The sequence below is a fragment of the Flavobacterium amylolyticum genome (assembly GCF_048284335.1).
GTDB lineage: Bacteria > Bacteroidota > Bacteroidia > Flavobacteriales > Flavobacteriaceae > Flavobacterium.
This window is the reverse complement of record NZ_JBLVPG010000002.1, coordinates 568,143-585,024: the sequence shown is the minus strand read 5'-3', so window position 1 is coordinate 585,024 and position 16,882 is coordinate 568,143. Positions and strand designations below refer to the sequence as shown.

The following is a 16,882-nucleotide window of genomic DNA, read 5'->3' as shown; positions in this document are numbered from 1 at the left end:
GCGTTGGTTGCCTCGCTAAACTATTTCTTGCCTCGTTGATTGTTACGTTTTGTCTTTTTCTTTATTTGATTAGCAAACGCTTGCTCTTCATAATCTTCACCTTGAGTAATTGGTAATAAACTTCCAAAGCTTTCTATAAGTCCAAAATCAGTATTAGAATGGGTTGAATGATTTCCATTAAGAAAATCAAAAAGAGCATGTGGTTTTTCTGTTTCTGGTAAGGATTCATTTTTACTAGCTGTGGATGAAATTGTCTTGGTATTCTGTATCTCGTTTTGAAGTTTCTGAGTCCCTTCATTTTTCCATAAATCATTAAAAACGTTGGCAGAAAATTTTTTATTCAATTGGGATCCATTCCAAACAGTGCGCGACTCATGGTCTATAAAAGTCATTCCGTAGATACGACCTTGATTATTTCTTCGGACAATTGTATTAACTCCTTGATCGACCAGTTGTTTCTTAAAATCGGTTTCATTATTCGTGGTGTGCATGGCAACCTCTATCGAATTTTTCAGGATTTCTTTAGCAGGTGCTGTTTTCATTTTTTCTTTGGATTGTTCGAAATGCTTTTGTAAACTTTCTATGCCAGCCTGTTTTCCAAAAAGAGAGGATTTAAACGGATTCGTTACCTTTTCTCCTTTTTCATTCAGAGCAAAATAAACAAGACCTTGCTTAGACTGACCGTGTAATTCACCCGTTATTTGCTCAGCGGTAATATTAAAAAGAGAAAGTAGTGCATTATAAGCTCCTAAACTTGGATAGTGATAATACTTTGGCAAATGTCGAATTACCGATGCTATTTGACTTTTTACATTGGCTTCCCGGTAATCAACAGGTTTAAAAATCACTTCCTTCGGATTTTGATTCTTTTCAGTTGCAGGAAGTAATTGATATTTTTGCTCCAATGCACGGCAGGCATTCATGGACCGTAATTTCTCATAGGAATTAGATAATTTTTTACCGTAACGATCAACGCAGGTCGAAACGATATGAATGTGAGTTCGTTCAATATCGGTATGCTTAAAAACAACATAAGGCTGGTCTCCATAGCCCATCAGTTCCATATAATCTTGTGCGATTTTTTTAAAGTCTTCATCACTTACACTATCTTTTGGGTTTGGGTTGAGAGAGATGTGCAAAACAGGTTTTTCTGTTCGCTTGTTTGCCATTAAATATGGTTCGAACGAACTGTATAATTGGTTAACGGTAAATTGCCCATTGAATGTTTCTCTTATTCTATGAGTCGATAAAATTGATCCATTTTCTTGATCTACTTTTAGTTGGTTATAAGAAAGTGCACCAATTATATTTGCTCCACGACCAATTTTTGCTATCATTTTTCTCCTTTTTTCAAATGTTTTAATTCGAATTCTTCCGTTAATTGCGTTATGGCACGACATAATTGAGCCAACTCGATCGTTTGTTTTTCTAATTTAAAGAGATAGGCAGCTGCTTTCTTTTCAGAAAAATTACGGTACAATATCTTGACAATTTGATTGTAATTAACACCAACAGCACGAAACTGACCGTACAAAGTGGTTAAGCGCATGTAATAATCCATTGCTGCCATATCAATTTTCACCGTTTTTATTTGCTTTTCAAATAAGAGAGAAGTGATAAATAGCGCTTTACTATCCGCTCCCGAAGCTTCAAAAAGAGAAAGGAATTTAGCGTTTTCCTGGTCTGTTAATCGAAAAACATAACGGTGGATACTAGGATCCTTTTTAGGATTCCTACCGCCTTTGTGCTGCTTTTTGTTTTGTTGATTCTCTATCATCAGTCTAATTTTAATTTTTAGAAAACCCCGACTTCGGAGGGAGTTTTAAGCCCCTGCAAGGGCAAGTTGTTTTGAGGCACGGAATTCATTTCGAGTGCCTCAAAACACAACTTGCTCTGTTCTGGTGAACAGATAATCTGCCCTTCGGGACAGATTTAATAAAGCAGGGATAAATGGCTTTAAGCCGTTCCTGTTCTTATTCAAATATAGATTTGGGCCTTTCATTTTTTAATTTATTTACTTCTTTAACAAAGTAAATCATTGAATTTTAGAATGGTGTAGTAGTATGTGTAGCCAAATAATGCCATGTAACGCCAATGCATTCCTTGTTCTGAGATGTTTTGGAGTTACCAGCTTTCTTTGTTTCAAAGTTGTAAAGGGATATTTAAAAACAATTCTATATCCAATTTCAAACACAAGTACCAAGGTTTAGGAGTAAGCAAGTATTTAGTAAAATAGTAAGGTATAAAACGATACAGTTGTACAACTATGCAACTATAAAAGCACAAAAGCAGTAAAACAAATGAGCTTACTTATTACCAATAAACAAGATATAGTTGTTGGAAATTGTATGAATATGTGATTGTAAATACACACATATTTAAAGCAAATAAATAGGGCAAAACCTTGTAGAGAAATACAACAAGGCATACTGCTGTACTGCAAAACAATTTAGTAAGTAGATAACTTTAAAATTATAAGTAATGGAAACAATAAAAAAAACTTTAAAAATTAGTTTCTCTACCCAAAAGGGTGGAGTAGGGAAGTCTACAATGACAACCTTGTTAGCCAGTGTGCTTCATTATCGATTGGGATTTAATGTACTGGTTTTGGACTGTGATTTTCCGCAGCATAGTCTTGGCAATATGAGAGACAGAGATCTTAAAACGGTGATGCAAAATGAACATCATAAGAGAGCGGCTATGAAGCAGTTTCAGTCGATAGATAAAAAAGCATTTCCGGTCATTCGTTGTAAGGCCGAGAATGCGCTAGAAAAAGCGTCAGAATATGTAGATCAGTCGAATAGTGTTTGGAATATTATTTTGTTTGATCTTCCAGGGACTGCCAACACCAAGGGCGTTTTGACCACATTAAAAGCAATGGACTTCATCTTTTCACCCATTACTGCCGATCGCTTAGTAGTAGAAAGCACTTTGGGATTTGCCAAAGCATTTCTACAACTTCCAGAAACAGATGGAGGTAACAAGAATTTAAAATTTTGGTTGTTTTGGAATCAAGTGGATAGGAGGGAAAGGACTAGTTTGTATAAGGCCTATCAAAGTGTAATAGATGATTTAGGTCTTTCCATGATGGAATCAAAAATAATGGATAGTAAACGTTTTCGAAAGGAAACGGACGATACTAGTAATTATATCTTTAGATCTAGCTTGCTTCCTGCTGAGCCTAATTTGATGAAGATAACTAAACTGGATCTTTTTGTAAATGAATTTCTCAAAATAATAAACTCCTAAATCTTTTCTTGTATGGAATCTGATAAAAAACACAAAGGTTTTCAAAAACCAGTTGTAGATGAGGATTACCTCATGAATATTATGAGTGGGGATGAAGCCGTTAACAATGATAAAAACACAAGCCAAAGTGTTGAAGCTAAGAAAAATAAACCTAAAGAGAAAATTCGTGTAAGCGCTCCAAAAAAACGGAATTATGAAGAAGTATTTCTCACTAACAGATATCCATCTGGACGTAGTGGGAAGGTTGTGTACATAAGACCTGAATACCACGAACGACTCCTTCGAATTGTTCAATTAACAAGGGAAGAGAAAACAACATTGTATTCTTATATCGATAACATTTTAGAACAGCATTTCAGTGATTTTGGAACCGAAATCCAGGAATTTTTCAATGAGAGAAACAAGCCGATTTTTTAAACAATGTATAATACTAAATAGCATGGAAACTGTAATTGTAATTTGTCTGCTCATCGTCATTTTCCTTTTGGCAAAGGATAAAATTGTCATTAAAAAATATGAGAAGCAAAAGCCAAAGCAAGAAAAAGTCAATTCTAGTCTCCCGGATATTATGGGACAGCCTAAGCCTCAAAGAAGCCTTTCTGTGCCAAAGAAGTCCAATGAAAGACTAGAGCAAAAAGAAGATCATTATAATGATAATTTTGATATAGAAATCGACGAAGATAAATTCGAACAACAAATTCCACAAGAAGGGCTAGAGGATGTTTTTGGAAATGTACCTGATTTTGAGGAGGAAGAAGATGAATGGAATAGTTATGGAATATCCGATGGCGATAATGGTTTTGCCCAAGGGGTTACCTTTGAAGAGTTAAGCACTGTAAAAAAGTTGTTAAAAAAAGAGAAAATGAGACCCTCTCAAAAGGAAACAGCAACAGTCCTACTTCAGAAAATACAGGGAACCGAATTATTCGACCTATTGGAAAATTCCATCGAAGATGCTTCTCAAAAAATAGCCAAGCTGTTAGACGGTACACTTTCTTCATAAACGGATTCTGGTTCTTCTTTTTTGCATAAAAATGATTTGGAAGATTTTGATATTGGGGAGTTTGTGTGAAAATCTTTTGTCTATACTATATAGCTTTATCAAGTCGTTTATGTATAAACGAAATAGTGTTTAGAATATCCAAAGCTTCTTCTTCTGTAATTTCAAACTTAATTTTAGGTTCATGCGCCGTAGAATTTCTAATTAAACCAAATATTCCCTTAATTAGATTACACAATCCTATATGCTCACTTCTGTCTGTATCTGTTTTTAAAAGATTTATTTTAATCAATGGGTTACTGGTTGAAAATGAAATTTCAGCTAAAGCATTACCATCGGCGTAAAGTCCAGTCATAGTCCTTAATCGATCTGCAATGCTTTTAGTAGCTTCAAAGACTGAATGAAAGTAATTTTCTACCAATAATTCAGCTTTACAATAATTAAATACGGCAGAATGAACATTTCTATTTTCTAATTTATATTTTAAACGGCTTGCACGTTGCTCTGCTTCTGCTATTGTAGTAGCTTTTTCAACTATTCTAAATTTGCCTTCATCTGTAAGCTCTGTACCGATAAAATACAAACGTTTATTTACCTCCAGTCTACGGTTATGAAAAGTGTCTTCCTTTCCAATGTATCTAACGGGTTGCAAGGCATCCTGAACAAATTTTAGTATATGATTTGAACACTGATTCTTATTTTGCCAATCAGCAAATGCTGAATATAGTCTTTTCCATTTTGTGTTTTGAGAATCAATATCTGGAATCTTAGAATTCGACAGGATTTGACCTATCTCTGTACCGGTCAAACCATCTGTAGTATCTCCAATAGATCTACATAGTCCTTCTAATACATGCGGTTCAAACGTTGGTTGTTTAATACTAGCCATATTTTCTACTTTTCCTCTTCGTAATAAATTTTGTAAAATTTTCTGCCACTTTCATCTGTTCCATTTTCTATGAGTTTTTTATCTCCATGAATGTAGATGTGGAAATTTTTATCTAATTTTAATACACTCTTAAAAACGCGAGCTTGCTTCTTAACTGCTTTATCTGAGATTTCAAAGTTTTCAGAAGGAGCAATTTCATTATCTTTCCTAAAAGTTTTATCAAAATTTTGAAAGGATGTAATCAAACTATCATCTTCAAAGACTTTTTTCTCAAATTCTTGTTTGTCGAATTTCTCGTTATTTTTAAAGTAATCAACCGAACGATTTAAATAATCTATTTGATCAGCTTTGGTTATATTAAAATCCTCAGATAATTGTTTAGTAACAAATTGTTTAGCTATTCCCAAAAATTGCTGAGTTTGATGGAAATCATTTTTTATAGGCTGTACATTTAGAAAATGTTCTTTCCAGTATTGAGCTTCTGTACTTCGATTAGTATTATCAACTACAGATATTAAATAGCCGTTTTTTTTCTGAACATTAAAAATTAGACAGCCCTTATCTAATTTATTAATATTCATTCCTTTTTCGTCTTTTAAATTAAAGCTATCATTTGAGCTACAAACTTTAAGAACTGTATCTTTATTTTCGGATTTGAATATGCCTATAGCGTCCGCCGGTTCTTCACCAATCTTACAATCTTTAAAATATACCATTAATAATTCTCCAGCTTTAATCTGAGGATGCATACTTTTATCATATAAATAGCGAGCGCTATTATGTGACTGTTCAACAAATGAATCATTATTTTCAAAAATTGAACTAATAAATTGATACATTGGATTCAATTCAATTTTTGGTAAAGAATAAAAAGAAAATAATTCTTCAAGCTTGAAGTTAGATTCCACTAACTTTTTAAAATATTGTTCAATATCTTCAAAATTAGTAAGATTATCAGAAAAGCGAACGCCATCTCCATTGTTTTTATTTCCAACAAAATGGATAATTAGTTTATCCATTTGTCCTAATGTCATATCTTTCATTTGCTAGCTATTGTAAATATCATGAGGTATTAGTCCTTTCCCATCAAAAAATTCAGCTACAGTATGGAAATAAGATAATTCGTTGTCTATCCAGTGATCTTTAGATGCATGTTCAACCATAATAATTTGGAAATGCTTATTTTTTTTCACCCTGATATAATCAACAAACGAGTTTAGTAATGTAAAAGCGTCAATTAGTTTAGTTTTATCATCGTTTTTCCCTTCGTAATAAGGAGTACTAGGTTGGTCTATGAATAAAAATTCCGGTATGTGATCCTGTTCAATATTTAAAACATGTTCGTGTAGTCCTAAATAGACACATAAATGCATAAACATATAATTCGAGGCACTACCAACATTGTCCAATGGAAACATTTGTCCATCAGGAATTAATTGTAGTATCATTTTATCACTGTTAAACTCTACACGACTACTCTTATATGTTGGTAAAGAGTTTAATAAATTGAAATTTCGTTGAATACTTTGATTCAACTCTGTTTTCATCAAAAATTTAATTTGTGATATTTCTTGCGGGACTTTTGCTAATCTTTCTTTTTCCTCATTTAAGCTGTTCAGTTTGATATTATCAATAGGTTTGCTAACCTCTTTCTTCAATATCTGTTCATAAGCATACTTTATTTCACCAAGGACAATAAATTTCTCTCCTTCGGATTGATAATTCTTTTTTATTTCATTCAGCTTAGCTATTTGTTTATCTATTTCGTGGATTTGCGTTCGTAATTCTTTCACATCTCCTGTAACTTTCAGAGGTTCGGTGATTTTTTTTGAAAGATTAGCCTTGATGTTTTTCAAGGAGGATTCTAGTGATTCAACAAACAGTTTTGTCTCGTATGAATCTACTAATTGATCTGATAATTGCTGACTTAAAAACTCAATAGGCTGTAAACTGTCAGCAGATTTGTTAAGGTTCTTTTTATATAGATCGTATTCTTTTTGGTATTGACTTATGGCATTAATTTGGGTTTGTATTGCATTCCTATTTTTGTACAAACCATCAACTTCGGAAAATAATTTTGAATTTTCCGCAACTTTTTTTGTGTTGGCTATCGTTTCTTTAAGCACCAATATTGCATCATCTAAACTGTCGATAGATTCGGAATATTCAATAAACTTATATGCCTTACATTTTTCGACCAGTTTAAATATTTCTGTTTCAAATTTTTTGATTTTATTCTGATTGCCCTTTTCCTGATTTTGAAGTGCTTTTAATCCGGCTTCAATTTCTTGTAGGCGTTCAATAGCTTTGATATTCTCCATATCATTTACGCCAATAACTAAATCGAAAATATGACTTAATGCTTTGTCGTATTCTTCTTTTCCATAGAATGTAGTGTCAAAATATGTTTCCGGCGCATCAATAATAGTTTGTGTTAATGAGTTAAAAAGCAAAAAGTGTCTATAAGAAATATTGAATGTTGTTTTACCTAACCCTTTTCCATAAGGAAATCTCAAAGCATCTGTGATTCCAAATTCCTCATCTAAAATTGCCTTAATTTCTGCAATTTCCTTGTTGCCCTCAGGATTATCAGGAAAATCACCCAAATTAAAGAATACATCAGAAGAAACTGAGCCATTACTTGGGGTTCTTCGAACTATTGAAATTTCTTTTTCGTTTACTGTAAATCGAATTCCAAACCATAAAACTTTGTCTATGATTTCAGTTGGAATGGTTACCTTACCAGATAGAAGGCAATAATCTATTACATTCCAAAAACTTGTTTTCCCAGTAGTTGAATCACCAGTTATAACATTTACTTTATCTGGTAAAAAATGATAGCTTTTAGGTACTGCGGTTTCATCCTTAAACCAGAGCTTTAATTCGTGAAGTATAAATTTCATAATTGTACTTTTAATGTTTTGTAGAGTTGGACAGTAGAATATTTTTCCAACATTGATAAAAACTTCGGTATAACTTCTTCTATTTTATTAAATCGGTCTCCTAAGTTTTTCTTCTCTAAATTTAAAGTGGTATTATTTACTATTTCATTTCCCAAGCTTACTTGATTACTAATACCAAGTAATACCAAAGAATTTATAGTAACGGGCAATAATGACAAATACCTTTTATTGAAAGATGTAAATAATCTTGATTGTTCTTTTATCAGTTGTTCTAATTCTAATTCATTATCTAGGTTTCTTGATAAATAACTAACCGTTCTATCATCCAATAAAAATGGTAAAATCAAACAGGAACGAGCAATATCCAACTTATCAACATTATTTAAAATTGACAAAAAAATACAACTTGCAATTGCTTCGTTATTATACACATAGTATATTTCTTTCATTCCTTCTTATATTTATTGCCCCAATCAAAATGCCATCCAATTTCAAGTTTATCTGATAGAGCGTAGTAATGTCCATTGCTAAATTCTATGCCTAAATCTGAATATCCAGGTATTGACAAGTCCTGTCTTCTGATATAGTCAATTAAATCAACGCCTAAGTTTTTAATATCATCTTCTAATTCCTCAATAGAAGAACCATTATTTACTTGACGTTCAATTTGTCTATATTTTGCTTTAAATTCATTTCCCCATCTCAAAATGCTATCTTTTTTAAATTCTTCGACATCAGTTAGACCTAAAAAATTTTCTTCATCAGACCAATAAGTAAAATTATTTAAAAATTTTAGCATTTGCATAGTGTAATTCCTAATATCACTAGAACCTGTTTGTACTTCACCTATGTCAAGTAATTGCTTAATAAAAATTTGACTTTCCAAATCATCAGGTAATAAAATAGGAAATTCTCTTTTAGGTAATGATCGTATTTCTGTTACAACCTTAAAGCATTTTCCAAAACGTTTAGCGAAATCTTCTCCAGTAATTTCAAATTTTTTACCTGACCTTATATCTAAAAATTTTGATAGATTTAATTCTGATGAAAATTTTTCAAATATTGGCTCAACTAAGTTTTCCTGATAGTATTTTTCAAGTATTCTTTTTTTAATTTTATCGATAATTTCGTTTTCACCGGTTTCTATTGTTAAATTCTTTAAAAATAGTTCAAGTTTACTTTTACTTAATTTGGAAACATTTTTAAAGTATTTCTTCAGCGTTACGTCTTGAGTTTTGTTCCCTAATTCAGCTATTTTCAATTTCACTTTATCAGATTCATTATCTGCTTTGAATGCATTAAGCGTAGTTATAAAATTATTGTTATTTTCACTCTTATTTGTGACTAAAATGAATGTATGTTTTTTAAGAAAATCGGAACTTTTATCTGCATTAATAAAATCAACCCAATTAGATAAAGTTTTCCATAAGTCAGTATCCAAATCCTTTAAATTCTGAGGATTACCTTTTGAATTTTTTATGATCGTATGTTTTGCCTGATACAATACTGTTGTTCCGTCTTCTTTGTCAATATGTACATCATCCTTAACTTCAAATCCAATTTTTTGACCGAATTTAAGATCAAGTGCTAAAAGCATAAAGTAATAGAATTGATAGTCAAATCCTATTGCTTGTGGTCCAGCTGTGTGTTGTTCTTGTATTGTTTTTGTTCCAGCCATATAATTACCTTCACATGTTTTATTGAAATTTATTTAACAAGTGTTTCTTGCTTTTTAAAGTGGGCTAATATAATACAATTTAACATCTTAAATTCCTCTCAAAGCCAAATAATTCTCCTCACTACCACTTTGTTTTAATCTCTTTATTCTCATTACATCTTTGTCCAAACTCCTCAAGGTGTGGAGATAGAAAATAATTTAATTTTTTAAAATCATGGGAAATCAAGTTAAAAAAGTAGTGTTGGTAGCAGTGACTATGCTGTCAACAATTAGTGTAATGGCACAAGGAAACGGTTCCGCAGGCATCACCGAAGCTACACAAATGGTCACCTCTTATTTTGATCCGGCTACGCAACTTATTTATGCTATTGGAGCAGTGGTAGGCCTCATTGGTGGAGTGAAGGTGTATAACAAGTTTAGTAGCGGTGATCCGGATACAAGCAAAACGGCTGCGAGTTGGTTTGGAGCTTGTATCTTTTTGATTGTAGCGGCAACTGTTTTACGCTCTTTCTTCCTTTAGTATTTACGGTATGAATACGTATACTATTAATAAAGGTATTGGAAGAACAGTGGAGTTCAAAGGACTGAAAGCGCACTACCTATTCATCTTTGCAGGTGGTTTGCTCGGGATGCTTATCCTGATAATGATCTTGTACATGACTGGAGTCAATTCTTATCTGTGTCTGTTTATAGGAATCGGTGGTGGATCGCTATTAGTATGGCAAACTTTTTCATTGAACAAAAAGTACGGCGAACATGGTTTGATGAAAGTGGGAGCGAAGAAGCGTCATCCACGATATATCATCTGTCGTAAGCCTGTGCATCGTTATTTTCAGTCGAATTCCAAAATGTATCAGCTATGAGAAATAAATCAAAAGCTACAACACTAGAAAGTAAGTTTCCGTTGTTGGCAGTAGAAAATAATTGTATTATCTCTAAGGATGCTGATATCACAGCTTGTTTTCGAGTACAGCTTCCAGAACTTTTTACAGTAGCCTCCGCGGAATATGATGCCATTCATTCGGCATGGCACAAGGCAATCAAAACTTTGCCTGATTATACGGTGGTGCACAAACAGGATTGGTACATTAAGGAAAATTATGCTCCTGATATTGCCAAAGAAGATTTGAGTTTTTTGGCAAAGTCCTACCAGCAACATTTTAATGAGCGTCCGTTTCTCAATCATTATTGCTATCTGTTCTTAACTAAAACGTCCAAAGAGCGTATGCGAATGCAGAGTAATTTTTCTTCGCTTTGCAAAGGAGTGCTCATCCCAAAAGAACTAAGAGATAAAGAAATCCTTTCTCTCTTTATGGAATCGGTGGCGCAATTTGAGCGAATTGTAAACGATTCCGATTTTATAAAACTGGAACGATTAAGCGAGGCTGATATCATTGGAACAACTAGCAAACAAGGATTATTGGATCAATACCTTAGTCTTTCAAGAGAAGAGGGAACACCATTGCAGGATATTGCTTTGGGCGGTGAAGAAGTTCGTATAGGAAACAAAAGGCTTTGTCTGCACACCTTGTCCGATACCGATGATTTGCCTAGTTCAGTATCAGCAGAAACTCGTTACGAAAAATTGTCTACCGATAGAAGTGATTGTCTTTTGTCTTTTGCTGCGCCAGTTGGATTGTTGTTAAGTTGCAATCACATCTACAACCAATATCTTTTTTTAGATAACAGCGAAGACAACCTGCGCAAGTTCGAAAAATCCGCAAGAAATATGCATTCCTTGGCACGGTATAGCCGAGCCAATCAAATCAATAAGGAATGGATCGAACGCTATTTGAATGAAGCACATTCTTTTGGAAATGCTTCCATTCGAGCACACTTCAATGTAATGGCATGGTCAGATAATCCAGCGGAATTAAAGCAAGTAAAGAACGACACCGGTAGTGCTTTGGCATTGATGGAATGTAAGCCAAGGCACAACACCACAGACGTGGCAACGCTTTACTGGGCAGGAATGCCAGGCAATGCAGGAGACTTTCCCAGTGAAGAAAGCTTTTATACCTTTATTGAACCTGCGCTTTGTTTTTTCACTGAAGAAACCAATTATAAAAGTTCACCTTCTCCTTTTGGAATCAAAATGGCTGACCGACTGACTGGAAAACCCATTCATTTGGATATTTCTGATTTGCCCATGAAGCGCGGTATTATTACCAACAGGAACAAATTCATATTAGGACCATCAGGTTCAGGAAAGTCCTTTTTTACCAATCACATGGTAAGACAATATTACGAGCAAGGTGCGCATGTGCTGTTGGTGGATACAGGTAATTCGTATCAAGGATTATGTGAATTAATCAAGGGAAAAACCAAAGGAGAAGATGGCGTTTATTTCACTTATACCGAAGACAATCCGATAGCCTTTAACCCTTTCTACACCGATGATGGCGTGTTCGATATTGAGAAAAGAGAAAGTGTCAAAACTTTAATATTGACCTTATGGAAAAGGGATGATGAACCACCAACACGCTCAGAAGAAGTGGCACTTTCAAATGCAGTGAGTGGTTACATCGAACGAATCAAGCTGCAAGATGATTTTCCTTCTTTCAATGGGTTTTATGAATTTGTACAAGGAGATTATAGAAAAGTTTTAGAAGATAAAAAGGTACGAGAAAAAGACTTTGATATTGCCAACTTCTTAAATGTATTAGAACCTTATTACAAAGGAGGTGAGTACGATTATCTATTGAATTCCGAAAAGCAACTGGATTTACTTTCTAAACGATTTATTGTTTTCGAAATCGATGCTATTAAGGATCATAAAATCCTTTTTCCAATAGTGACCATCATTATTATGGAAGTTTTTATCAATAAGATGCGTCGATTGAAGGGTGTACGAAAACTAATTCTGATTGAAGAAGCTTGGAAAGCTATTGCAAAAGAGGGGATGGCAGAGTACATCAAATACCTTTTTAAAACGGTCCGAAAGTTTTTTGGTGAAGCTATTGTTGTAACGCAAGAAGTAGATGATATTATTCAATCACCTATTGTAAAAGAAAGTATTATCAATAATTCGGATTGTAAAATACTGCTGGATCAAAGGAAGTACATGAACAAATTTGATGATATCCAGGCCATGCTTGGTCTGACTGAAAAAGAAAAAGCGCAAGTACTTTCCATCAACATGAACAATGATCCCAAGCGACTTTACAAAGAAGTTTGGATTGGGCTAGGAGGTACGCATTCGGCAGTATATGCTACAGAAGTTAGTTTCGAGGAATATTTAGCCTATACCACAGAAGAAACAGAAAAGTTGGAAGTCATGCAACTTGCAGGACAATTAGATGGAAATGTAGAAAAGGCTATCAAAAGGATTGCCCTTGAGAAAAGGGAAAAAGAAAACAATTAGTGAAAATTTTAAAAACAAATAGCAATGAAAAATTTAAAAATTATGGTGTGTATGATGATACTATTTGCTGTCATGCCGACTGCTAAAGCACAGTGGGTGGTCACAGATCCTACAAATTTGGCACAAGGAATAGTCAATTCAGCAAGACAGATTATACAAACTTCGACCACAGCGACCAATATGATTAACAACTTTAAAGAAGTCCAAAAAGTCTATAATCAAGGTAAAGAATATTATGATAAATTAAAGGCAGTAAACAATCTGGTAAAAGATGCTCGAAAAGTGCAACAGACTGTTTTACTTGTTGGCGATGTTTCTGAAATGTATGTAAACAATTTTGGAAAAATGTTGAACGATCCAAATTTCAATGAGCAGGAACTAACAGCCATTGCTAATGGGTATTCAACCTTACTTAATGAAAGCACAGAACTTTTGAAAGAGTTAAAACAAATTGTAAACTCTTCCAGCTTGTCGCTCAATGATAAAGAGCGAATGGACATTATTGACCAAGTGTATCTAAAAGTAAAAGAGTACCACAGTTTGGTTCGCTATTTCACGAATAAAAATATTTCGGTTAGTTATCTGCGTGCCAAAAAAGCCAATAACAGTCAAAGAGTTTTGGATTTATATGGAACAGCGAATCAAAAATATTGGTAATCATGGAATTTAATAATCTTCACGAAGTATTACGCTCGCTCTATGACGAGATGATGCCTTTATCAGCAGATATGGCAGCGGTTGCTAAAGGTTTGGCTGGATTGGGTGCATTGTTTTATGTAGCATTAAAAGTCTGGCAAGCGCTGAGTAGTGCAGAACCAATAGACGTCTTCCCGTTACTTAGACCTTTTGCTTTGGGTATCTGTATTACATTTTTTCCAACGATTGTTTTAGGAACACTAAACGGCGTATTGAGTCCAGTGGTGCAGGGAACACACAGCATCTTAGAAAGTCAAGTTTTAGATTTGAATGCTTTACAACAGCAGAAAGACCTATTGGAGAGAGAAGCGATGCTTCGTAATCCTGAAACAGCCTATTTGGCATCGGATGAAGAATTTGATAAAAAGTTGGAGGAACTCGGATGGACGCCCTCCGATTTGGCGACCATTTCGGGTATGTATATTGAAAGAGAAATGTACGGTATCAAGAAAATGATTCGGGATAGTTTTCGTGAATTTTTAGAAGTGCTTTTTCAAGCAGCAGCATTAGTCATAGATACGATTCGAACGTTCTTCTTAATAGTGCTTTCCATACTGGGTCCTTTAGCATTTGCGATTTCTGTCTGGGATGGGTTTCAGTCTACTTTAACGCAGTGGTTGACTCGGTATATTAGTGTGTATCTCTGGTTACCCGTTTCAGATCTTTTTAGTGCGATGTTATCCAAGATCCAATCCTTAATACTTCAAAAGGATATCGACAGTTTATCCGATCCCAATTTTATTCCCGATTCATCGAGTACTGTTTATATCATATTTATGATTATTGGCATCATAGGGTACTTTACCATACCTACGGTGACTGGATGGATAATTCAGGCTGGTGGCGCAGGAAACTTTGTTCGCAATATAAATCAAACGACTACTAAAACTGGGAATATAGTAGGGGCTGGTACAGGCTCTGTTGCTGGAAATATTGGCGGTAGATTAATGAAATAACAATTTAAATTAAAGTAAAATGGAATTTAAAACTTTAAGAAATATCGAAAATAGTTTCAGTCAAATTAGGCTTTACGCTTTTGTATTTGCAGTACTGTGTTGTGGTATATCTGGATATTCTGTTTGGGAGTCTTACCGGTTCGCTGAATTACAACGTCAGAAAGTCTATGTATTAGATAATGGAAAATCGCTAATGTTGGCTCTTGCTCAGGATGCTTCTATCAATAGGCCTGTAGAGGCTCGTGAGCATGTTCGTCGGTTTCACGAGCTTTTCTTTACACTAGCTCCAGATAAAAATGCTATTGAAAACAACATGAAAAGAGCATTTAATCTTGCTGATAAAAGTGCTTTTGATTATTACAAAGACTTAGCAGAAAAAGGATATTACAATAGGATCATTTCGGGAAATGTCCAACAGCGACTTGAAGTGGATAGTGTGGTATGTGATTTTGAAACCTATCCTTATGCTGTGAAAACGTATTCTAAGCAGTTCATCATTCGATCCAGTAATGTGACAAAAAGGAATCTCGTCACTTCTTGCTACCTAGTGAATTCCGTTCGTTCAGATAACAATCCACAAGGATTCAATATGGAGAAGTTTACGGTTTTGGAAAATAAAGATCTAGAAATTATTGAACGTTAAAAATAACAAAGATGAAAGAGATTCGAACAAATATTGATCTATGGATCAATGAAGTTGAGGTGAAATGGAGGATGCTTCCATTGCAGAAGCAGTATAAATATATCATGGTTTGTTTTGCCGTCTATCTAATGATCAGCATAGCTGGTATTCTTATCAGTTTGATTTAGTTCCAGTAGCGTGAAATCCCTAGAGGGATCATTAGTACTAATTATAAAAAAGAAAAGACATGAAAGAAAATGAAAACAAGAAAAATGCAGTCTATGTTACAGATGGCAGTGTAAATACAGCTTCTGATGGACTGGAAGTGAGTAGGGAGGGTAAAGCCGAAAAAATTAAAAAGCCAATCATTTTTGGATTGATGGCAATTGTATTTTTTGGTTGTATGTATTTGATATTTAAACCAGCAGAAAATATAAAAAATATTGAGATTCTAGGACTTAACGACTCTGTTCCTCAGGCTACAACTATTGGTTTGGAAAATGACAAACAAAAAGCCTATGAGCAGGACTTATTAGAACAGAAAAATCAAGAAAAACAAAATGCCCTGACATCTCTATCTGATTACTGGAATGAAGGGAGTGCAGAAGAATCTTTGCATGATGTTCCTGAAAAACAAGCTAATAATAACGCTTCATTAAGTAGTTATCGAAATGCACAAAACACATTGGGCAGTTTTTACAATAATGATACATCTGAGGCACAGGAATTACGCAAACAACTAGAGGAGCTAAAAGAAGAACTTGCAAAAAAAGAAGAACCCCCAACTAATGTTGTTGATCATCAGTTGGAGTTAATGGAGAAATCGTATCAGATGGCGGCAAAATATTTGCCAATCAATTCAGCATCGCCTGAAAGCAAGGTAATTGTTACTTCTTCACCCAAGGAAGAATTTGTTTCCATAATTCCAGAAAGGCACAGTATCGTTTCTAACCTAGAGCAAAGAGTTGAGGTACATCCATTAGTAGTGGCTACCAATAGTACATTCACCAGTACTAATCAGCAACAGCAAGCAAAGAATAGTATTCGTGCTGTTGTTCAAGAAACACAACTAATATCCGAAGAATCTAGTGTTAGCTTGCGTTTATTGGAACCTGCAAGGATACAGAACAAAACGATTCCAGTCGGAACTGTAGTAACGGCAAATTCAAAGTTTCAGCAAGGTAGGTTACAACTGAAGATCAGCTCTATTGAGTTGGCGGGAAATATTCTCCCAACTGAGATAAATATTTATGGTTTGGACGGACAACAGGGATTGGCAGTGCCTTATTCTCCGGAACGTACCGCTATGACCGACATGGCAGCCAATATGGGACAAACTTCTGGTAGTAGTATAATGCTATCAACTTCTGCCGGACAACAGATTGCAGGGGATTTAAGCCGTGGAATAGTCCAAGGTATTTCAAATTATTTCTCAAAAAAAATTAAAATTCCGAAAGTTACCCTAAAAGCAGGACTGCAAGTACTGTTAGTCTCAAAAAAATAATTGTTTAAAATGTAAATTATA

Annotated in this window: 17 protein-coding genes; 10 read left to right on the top strand and 7 right to left on the bottom strand. The window is 34.3% G+C overall.

The genetic code is table 11. The features are described 5' to 3' along the window. Positions 1-20: 20 nt before the first annotated feature. Together mobB and mobA are read right to left on the bottom strand one after the other, a co-directional pair. Positions 21-1,337, bottom strand: a complete 1,317-nt coding sequence (mobB, locus tag ACNQF9_RS08720) for a conjugal transfer protein MobB (protein WP_417990218.1) — start codon at positions 1,335-1,337, stop codon at positions 21-23. Further along, positions 1,334-1,777 (bottom strand): conjugal transfer protein MobA, encoded by a 444-nt coding sequence (gene mobA / locus ACNQF9_RS08715; protein WP_417990040.1) that lies wholly within the window; start codon positions 1,775-1,777, stop codon positions 1,334-1,336. Before mobA ends, mobB begins: the two co-directional genes overlap by 4 nt. Positions 1,778-2,481: 704 nt before the next feature. Here mobA and ACNQF9_RS08710 point away from each other — a divergent pair. Genes ACNQF9_RS08710 through ACNQF9_RS08700 form a run of 3 tightly spaced genes read left to right on the top strand, consistent with a single transcriptional unit; the run spans position 2,482 to position 4,252 of the window. Further along, the gene (locus ACNQF9_RS08710; RefSeq protein ID WP_417990039.1) at positions 2,482-3,249 is read left to right on the top strand and encodes a ParA family protein; all 768 of its coding nucleotides are present in this window, start codon (positions 2,482-2,484) and stop codon (positions 3,247-3,249) included. 12 nt (positions 3,250-3,261) lie between these two features. After that, the gene (locus ACNQF9_RS08705; protein ID WP_417990038.1) at positions 3,262-3,666 is read left to right on the top strand and encodes a DUF3408 domain-containing protein; all 405 of its coding nucleotides are present in this window, start codon (positions 3,262-3,264) and stop codon (positions 3,664-3,666) included. A gap of 22 nt (positions 3,667-3,688) precedes the next feature. Beyond that, the gene (locus ACNQF9_RS08700) at positions 3,689-4,252 is read left to right on the top strand and encodes a conjugal transfer protein TraD (RefSeq protein ID WP_470303280.1); all 564 of its coding nucleotides are present in this window, start codon (positions 3,689-3,691) and stop codon (positions 4,250-4,252) included. Positions 4,253-4,337: 85 nt separating this feature from the next. Here ACNQF9_RS08700 and ACNQF9_RS08695 read toward each other — a convergent pair whose 3' ends face one another. From ACNQF9_RS08695 to ACNQF9_RS08675, 5 genes are read right to left on the bottom strand one after another with little or no spacing between them, the layout of a single operon-like run. Next, positions 4,338-5,138 (bottom strand): TIGR02391 family protein, encoded by an 801-nt coding sequence (locus ACNQF9_RS08695; protein ID WP_417990037.1) that lies wholly within the window; start codon positions 5,136-5,138, stop codon positions 4,338-4,340. Positions 5,139-5,143: 5 nt separating this feature from the next. Next, complete coding sequence (locus tag ACNQF9_RS08690; protein ID WP_417990036.1) at positions 5,144-6,181, bottom strand: nucleoid-associated protein; 1,038 nt, start codon at positions 6,179-6,181, stop codon at positions 5,144-5,146. Positions 6,182-6,184: 3 nt separating this feature from the next. Next, positions 6,185-8,041, bottom strand: coding sequence for a DUF3732 domain-containing protein (locus tag ACNQF9_RS08685; RefSeq protein WP_417990035.1), 1,857 nt, complete (start codon positions 8,039-8,041; stop codon positions 6,185-6,187). Then, positions 8,038-8,490 carry a three component ABC system middle component gene (locus tag ACNQF9_RS08680; RefSeq protein ID WP_417990034.1) on the bottom strand — a complete coding sequence of 151 codons (453 nt, stop codon included), beginning with the start codon at positions 8,488-8,490 and terminating at the stop codon, positions 8,038-8,040. The genes ACNQF9_RS08685 and ACNQF9_RS08680 overlap by 4 nt, the downstream gene beginning before the upstream one ends. Next, entirely contained in the window at positions 8,487-9,719 is a 1,233-nt protein-coding gene (locus tag ACNQF9_RS08675; RefSeq protein WP_417990033.1) for a hypothetical protein, read from the bottom strand. Before ACNQF9_RS08675 ends, ACNQF9_RS08680 begins: the two co-directional genes overlap by 4 nt. Before the next feature lie 214 nt (positions 9,720-9,933). Between ACNQF9_RS08675 and ACNQF9_RS08670 the strand changes: the two genes are divergently transcribed. The 7 genes from ACNQF9_RS08670 to traM all read left to right on the top strand — a co-directional run bounded on the left by ACNQF9_RS08670 (position 9,934) and on the right by traM (position 16,861). Next, complete coding sequence (locus ACNQF9_RS08670) at positions 9,934-10,239, top strand: DUF4134 domain-containing protein (RefSeq protein ID WP_417990032.1); 306 nt, start codon at positions 9,934-9,936, stop codon at positions 10,237-10,239. Positions 10,240-10,249: 10 nt separating this feature from the next. Next, the gene (locus tag ACNQF9_RS08665; RefSeq protein ID WP_417990031.1) at positions 10,250-10,582 is read left to right on the top strand and encodes a DUF4133 domain-containing protein; all 333 of its coding nucleotides are present in this window, start codon (positions 10,250-10,252) and stop codon (positions 10,580-10,582) included. Continuing rightward, positions 10,579-13,083 carry a TraG family conjugative transposon ATPase gene (locus ACNQF9_RS08660; RefSeq protein WP_417990030.1) on the top strand — a complete coding sequence of 835 codons (2,505 nt, stop codon included), beginning with the start codon at positions 10,579-10,581 and terminating at the stop codon, positions 13,081-13,083. Before ACNQF9_RS08665 ends, ACNQF9_RS08660 begins: the two co-directional genes overlap by 4 nt. A 24-nt stretch (positions 13,084-13,107) precedes the next feature. Further along, positions 13,108-13,740, top strand: a complete 633-nt coding sequence (locus tag ACNQF9_RS08655; RefSeq protein WP_417990029.1) for a DUF4141 domain-containing protein — start codon at positions 13,108-13,110, stop codon at positions 13,738-13,740. A 2-nt stretch (positions 13,741-13,742) separates the two neighbouring features. After that, positions 13,743-14,735, top strand: a complete 993-nt coding sequence (gene traJ / locus ACNQF9_RS08650) for a conjugative transposon protein TraJ (protein WP_417990028.1) — start codon at positions 13,743-13,745, stop codon at positions 14,733-14,735. A gap of 19 nt (positions 14,736-14,754) precedes the next feature. Continuing rightward, positions 14,755-15,378, top strand: coding sequence for a conjugative transposon protein TraK (gene traK / locus ACNQF9_RS08645; protein WP_417990027.1), 624 nt, complete (start codon positions 14,755-14,757; stop codon positions 15,376-15,378). Positions 15,379-15,604: 226 nt separating this feature from the next. Then, positions 15,605-16,861: a conjugative transposon protein TraM gene (gene traM, locus ACNQF9_RS08640; RefSeq protein WP_417990026.1), complete on the top strand. Its 1,257-nt coding sequence runs from the start codon at positions 15,605-15,607 to the stop codon at positions 16,859-16,861. Positions 16,862-16,882: the final 21 nt, after the last annotated feature.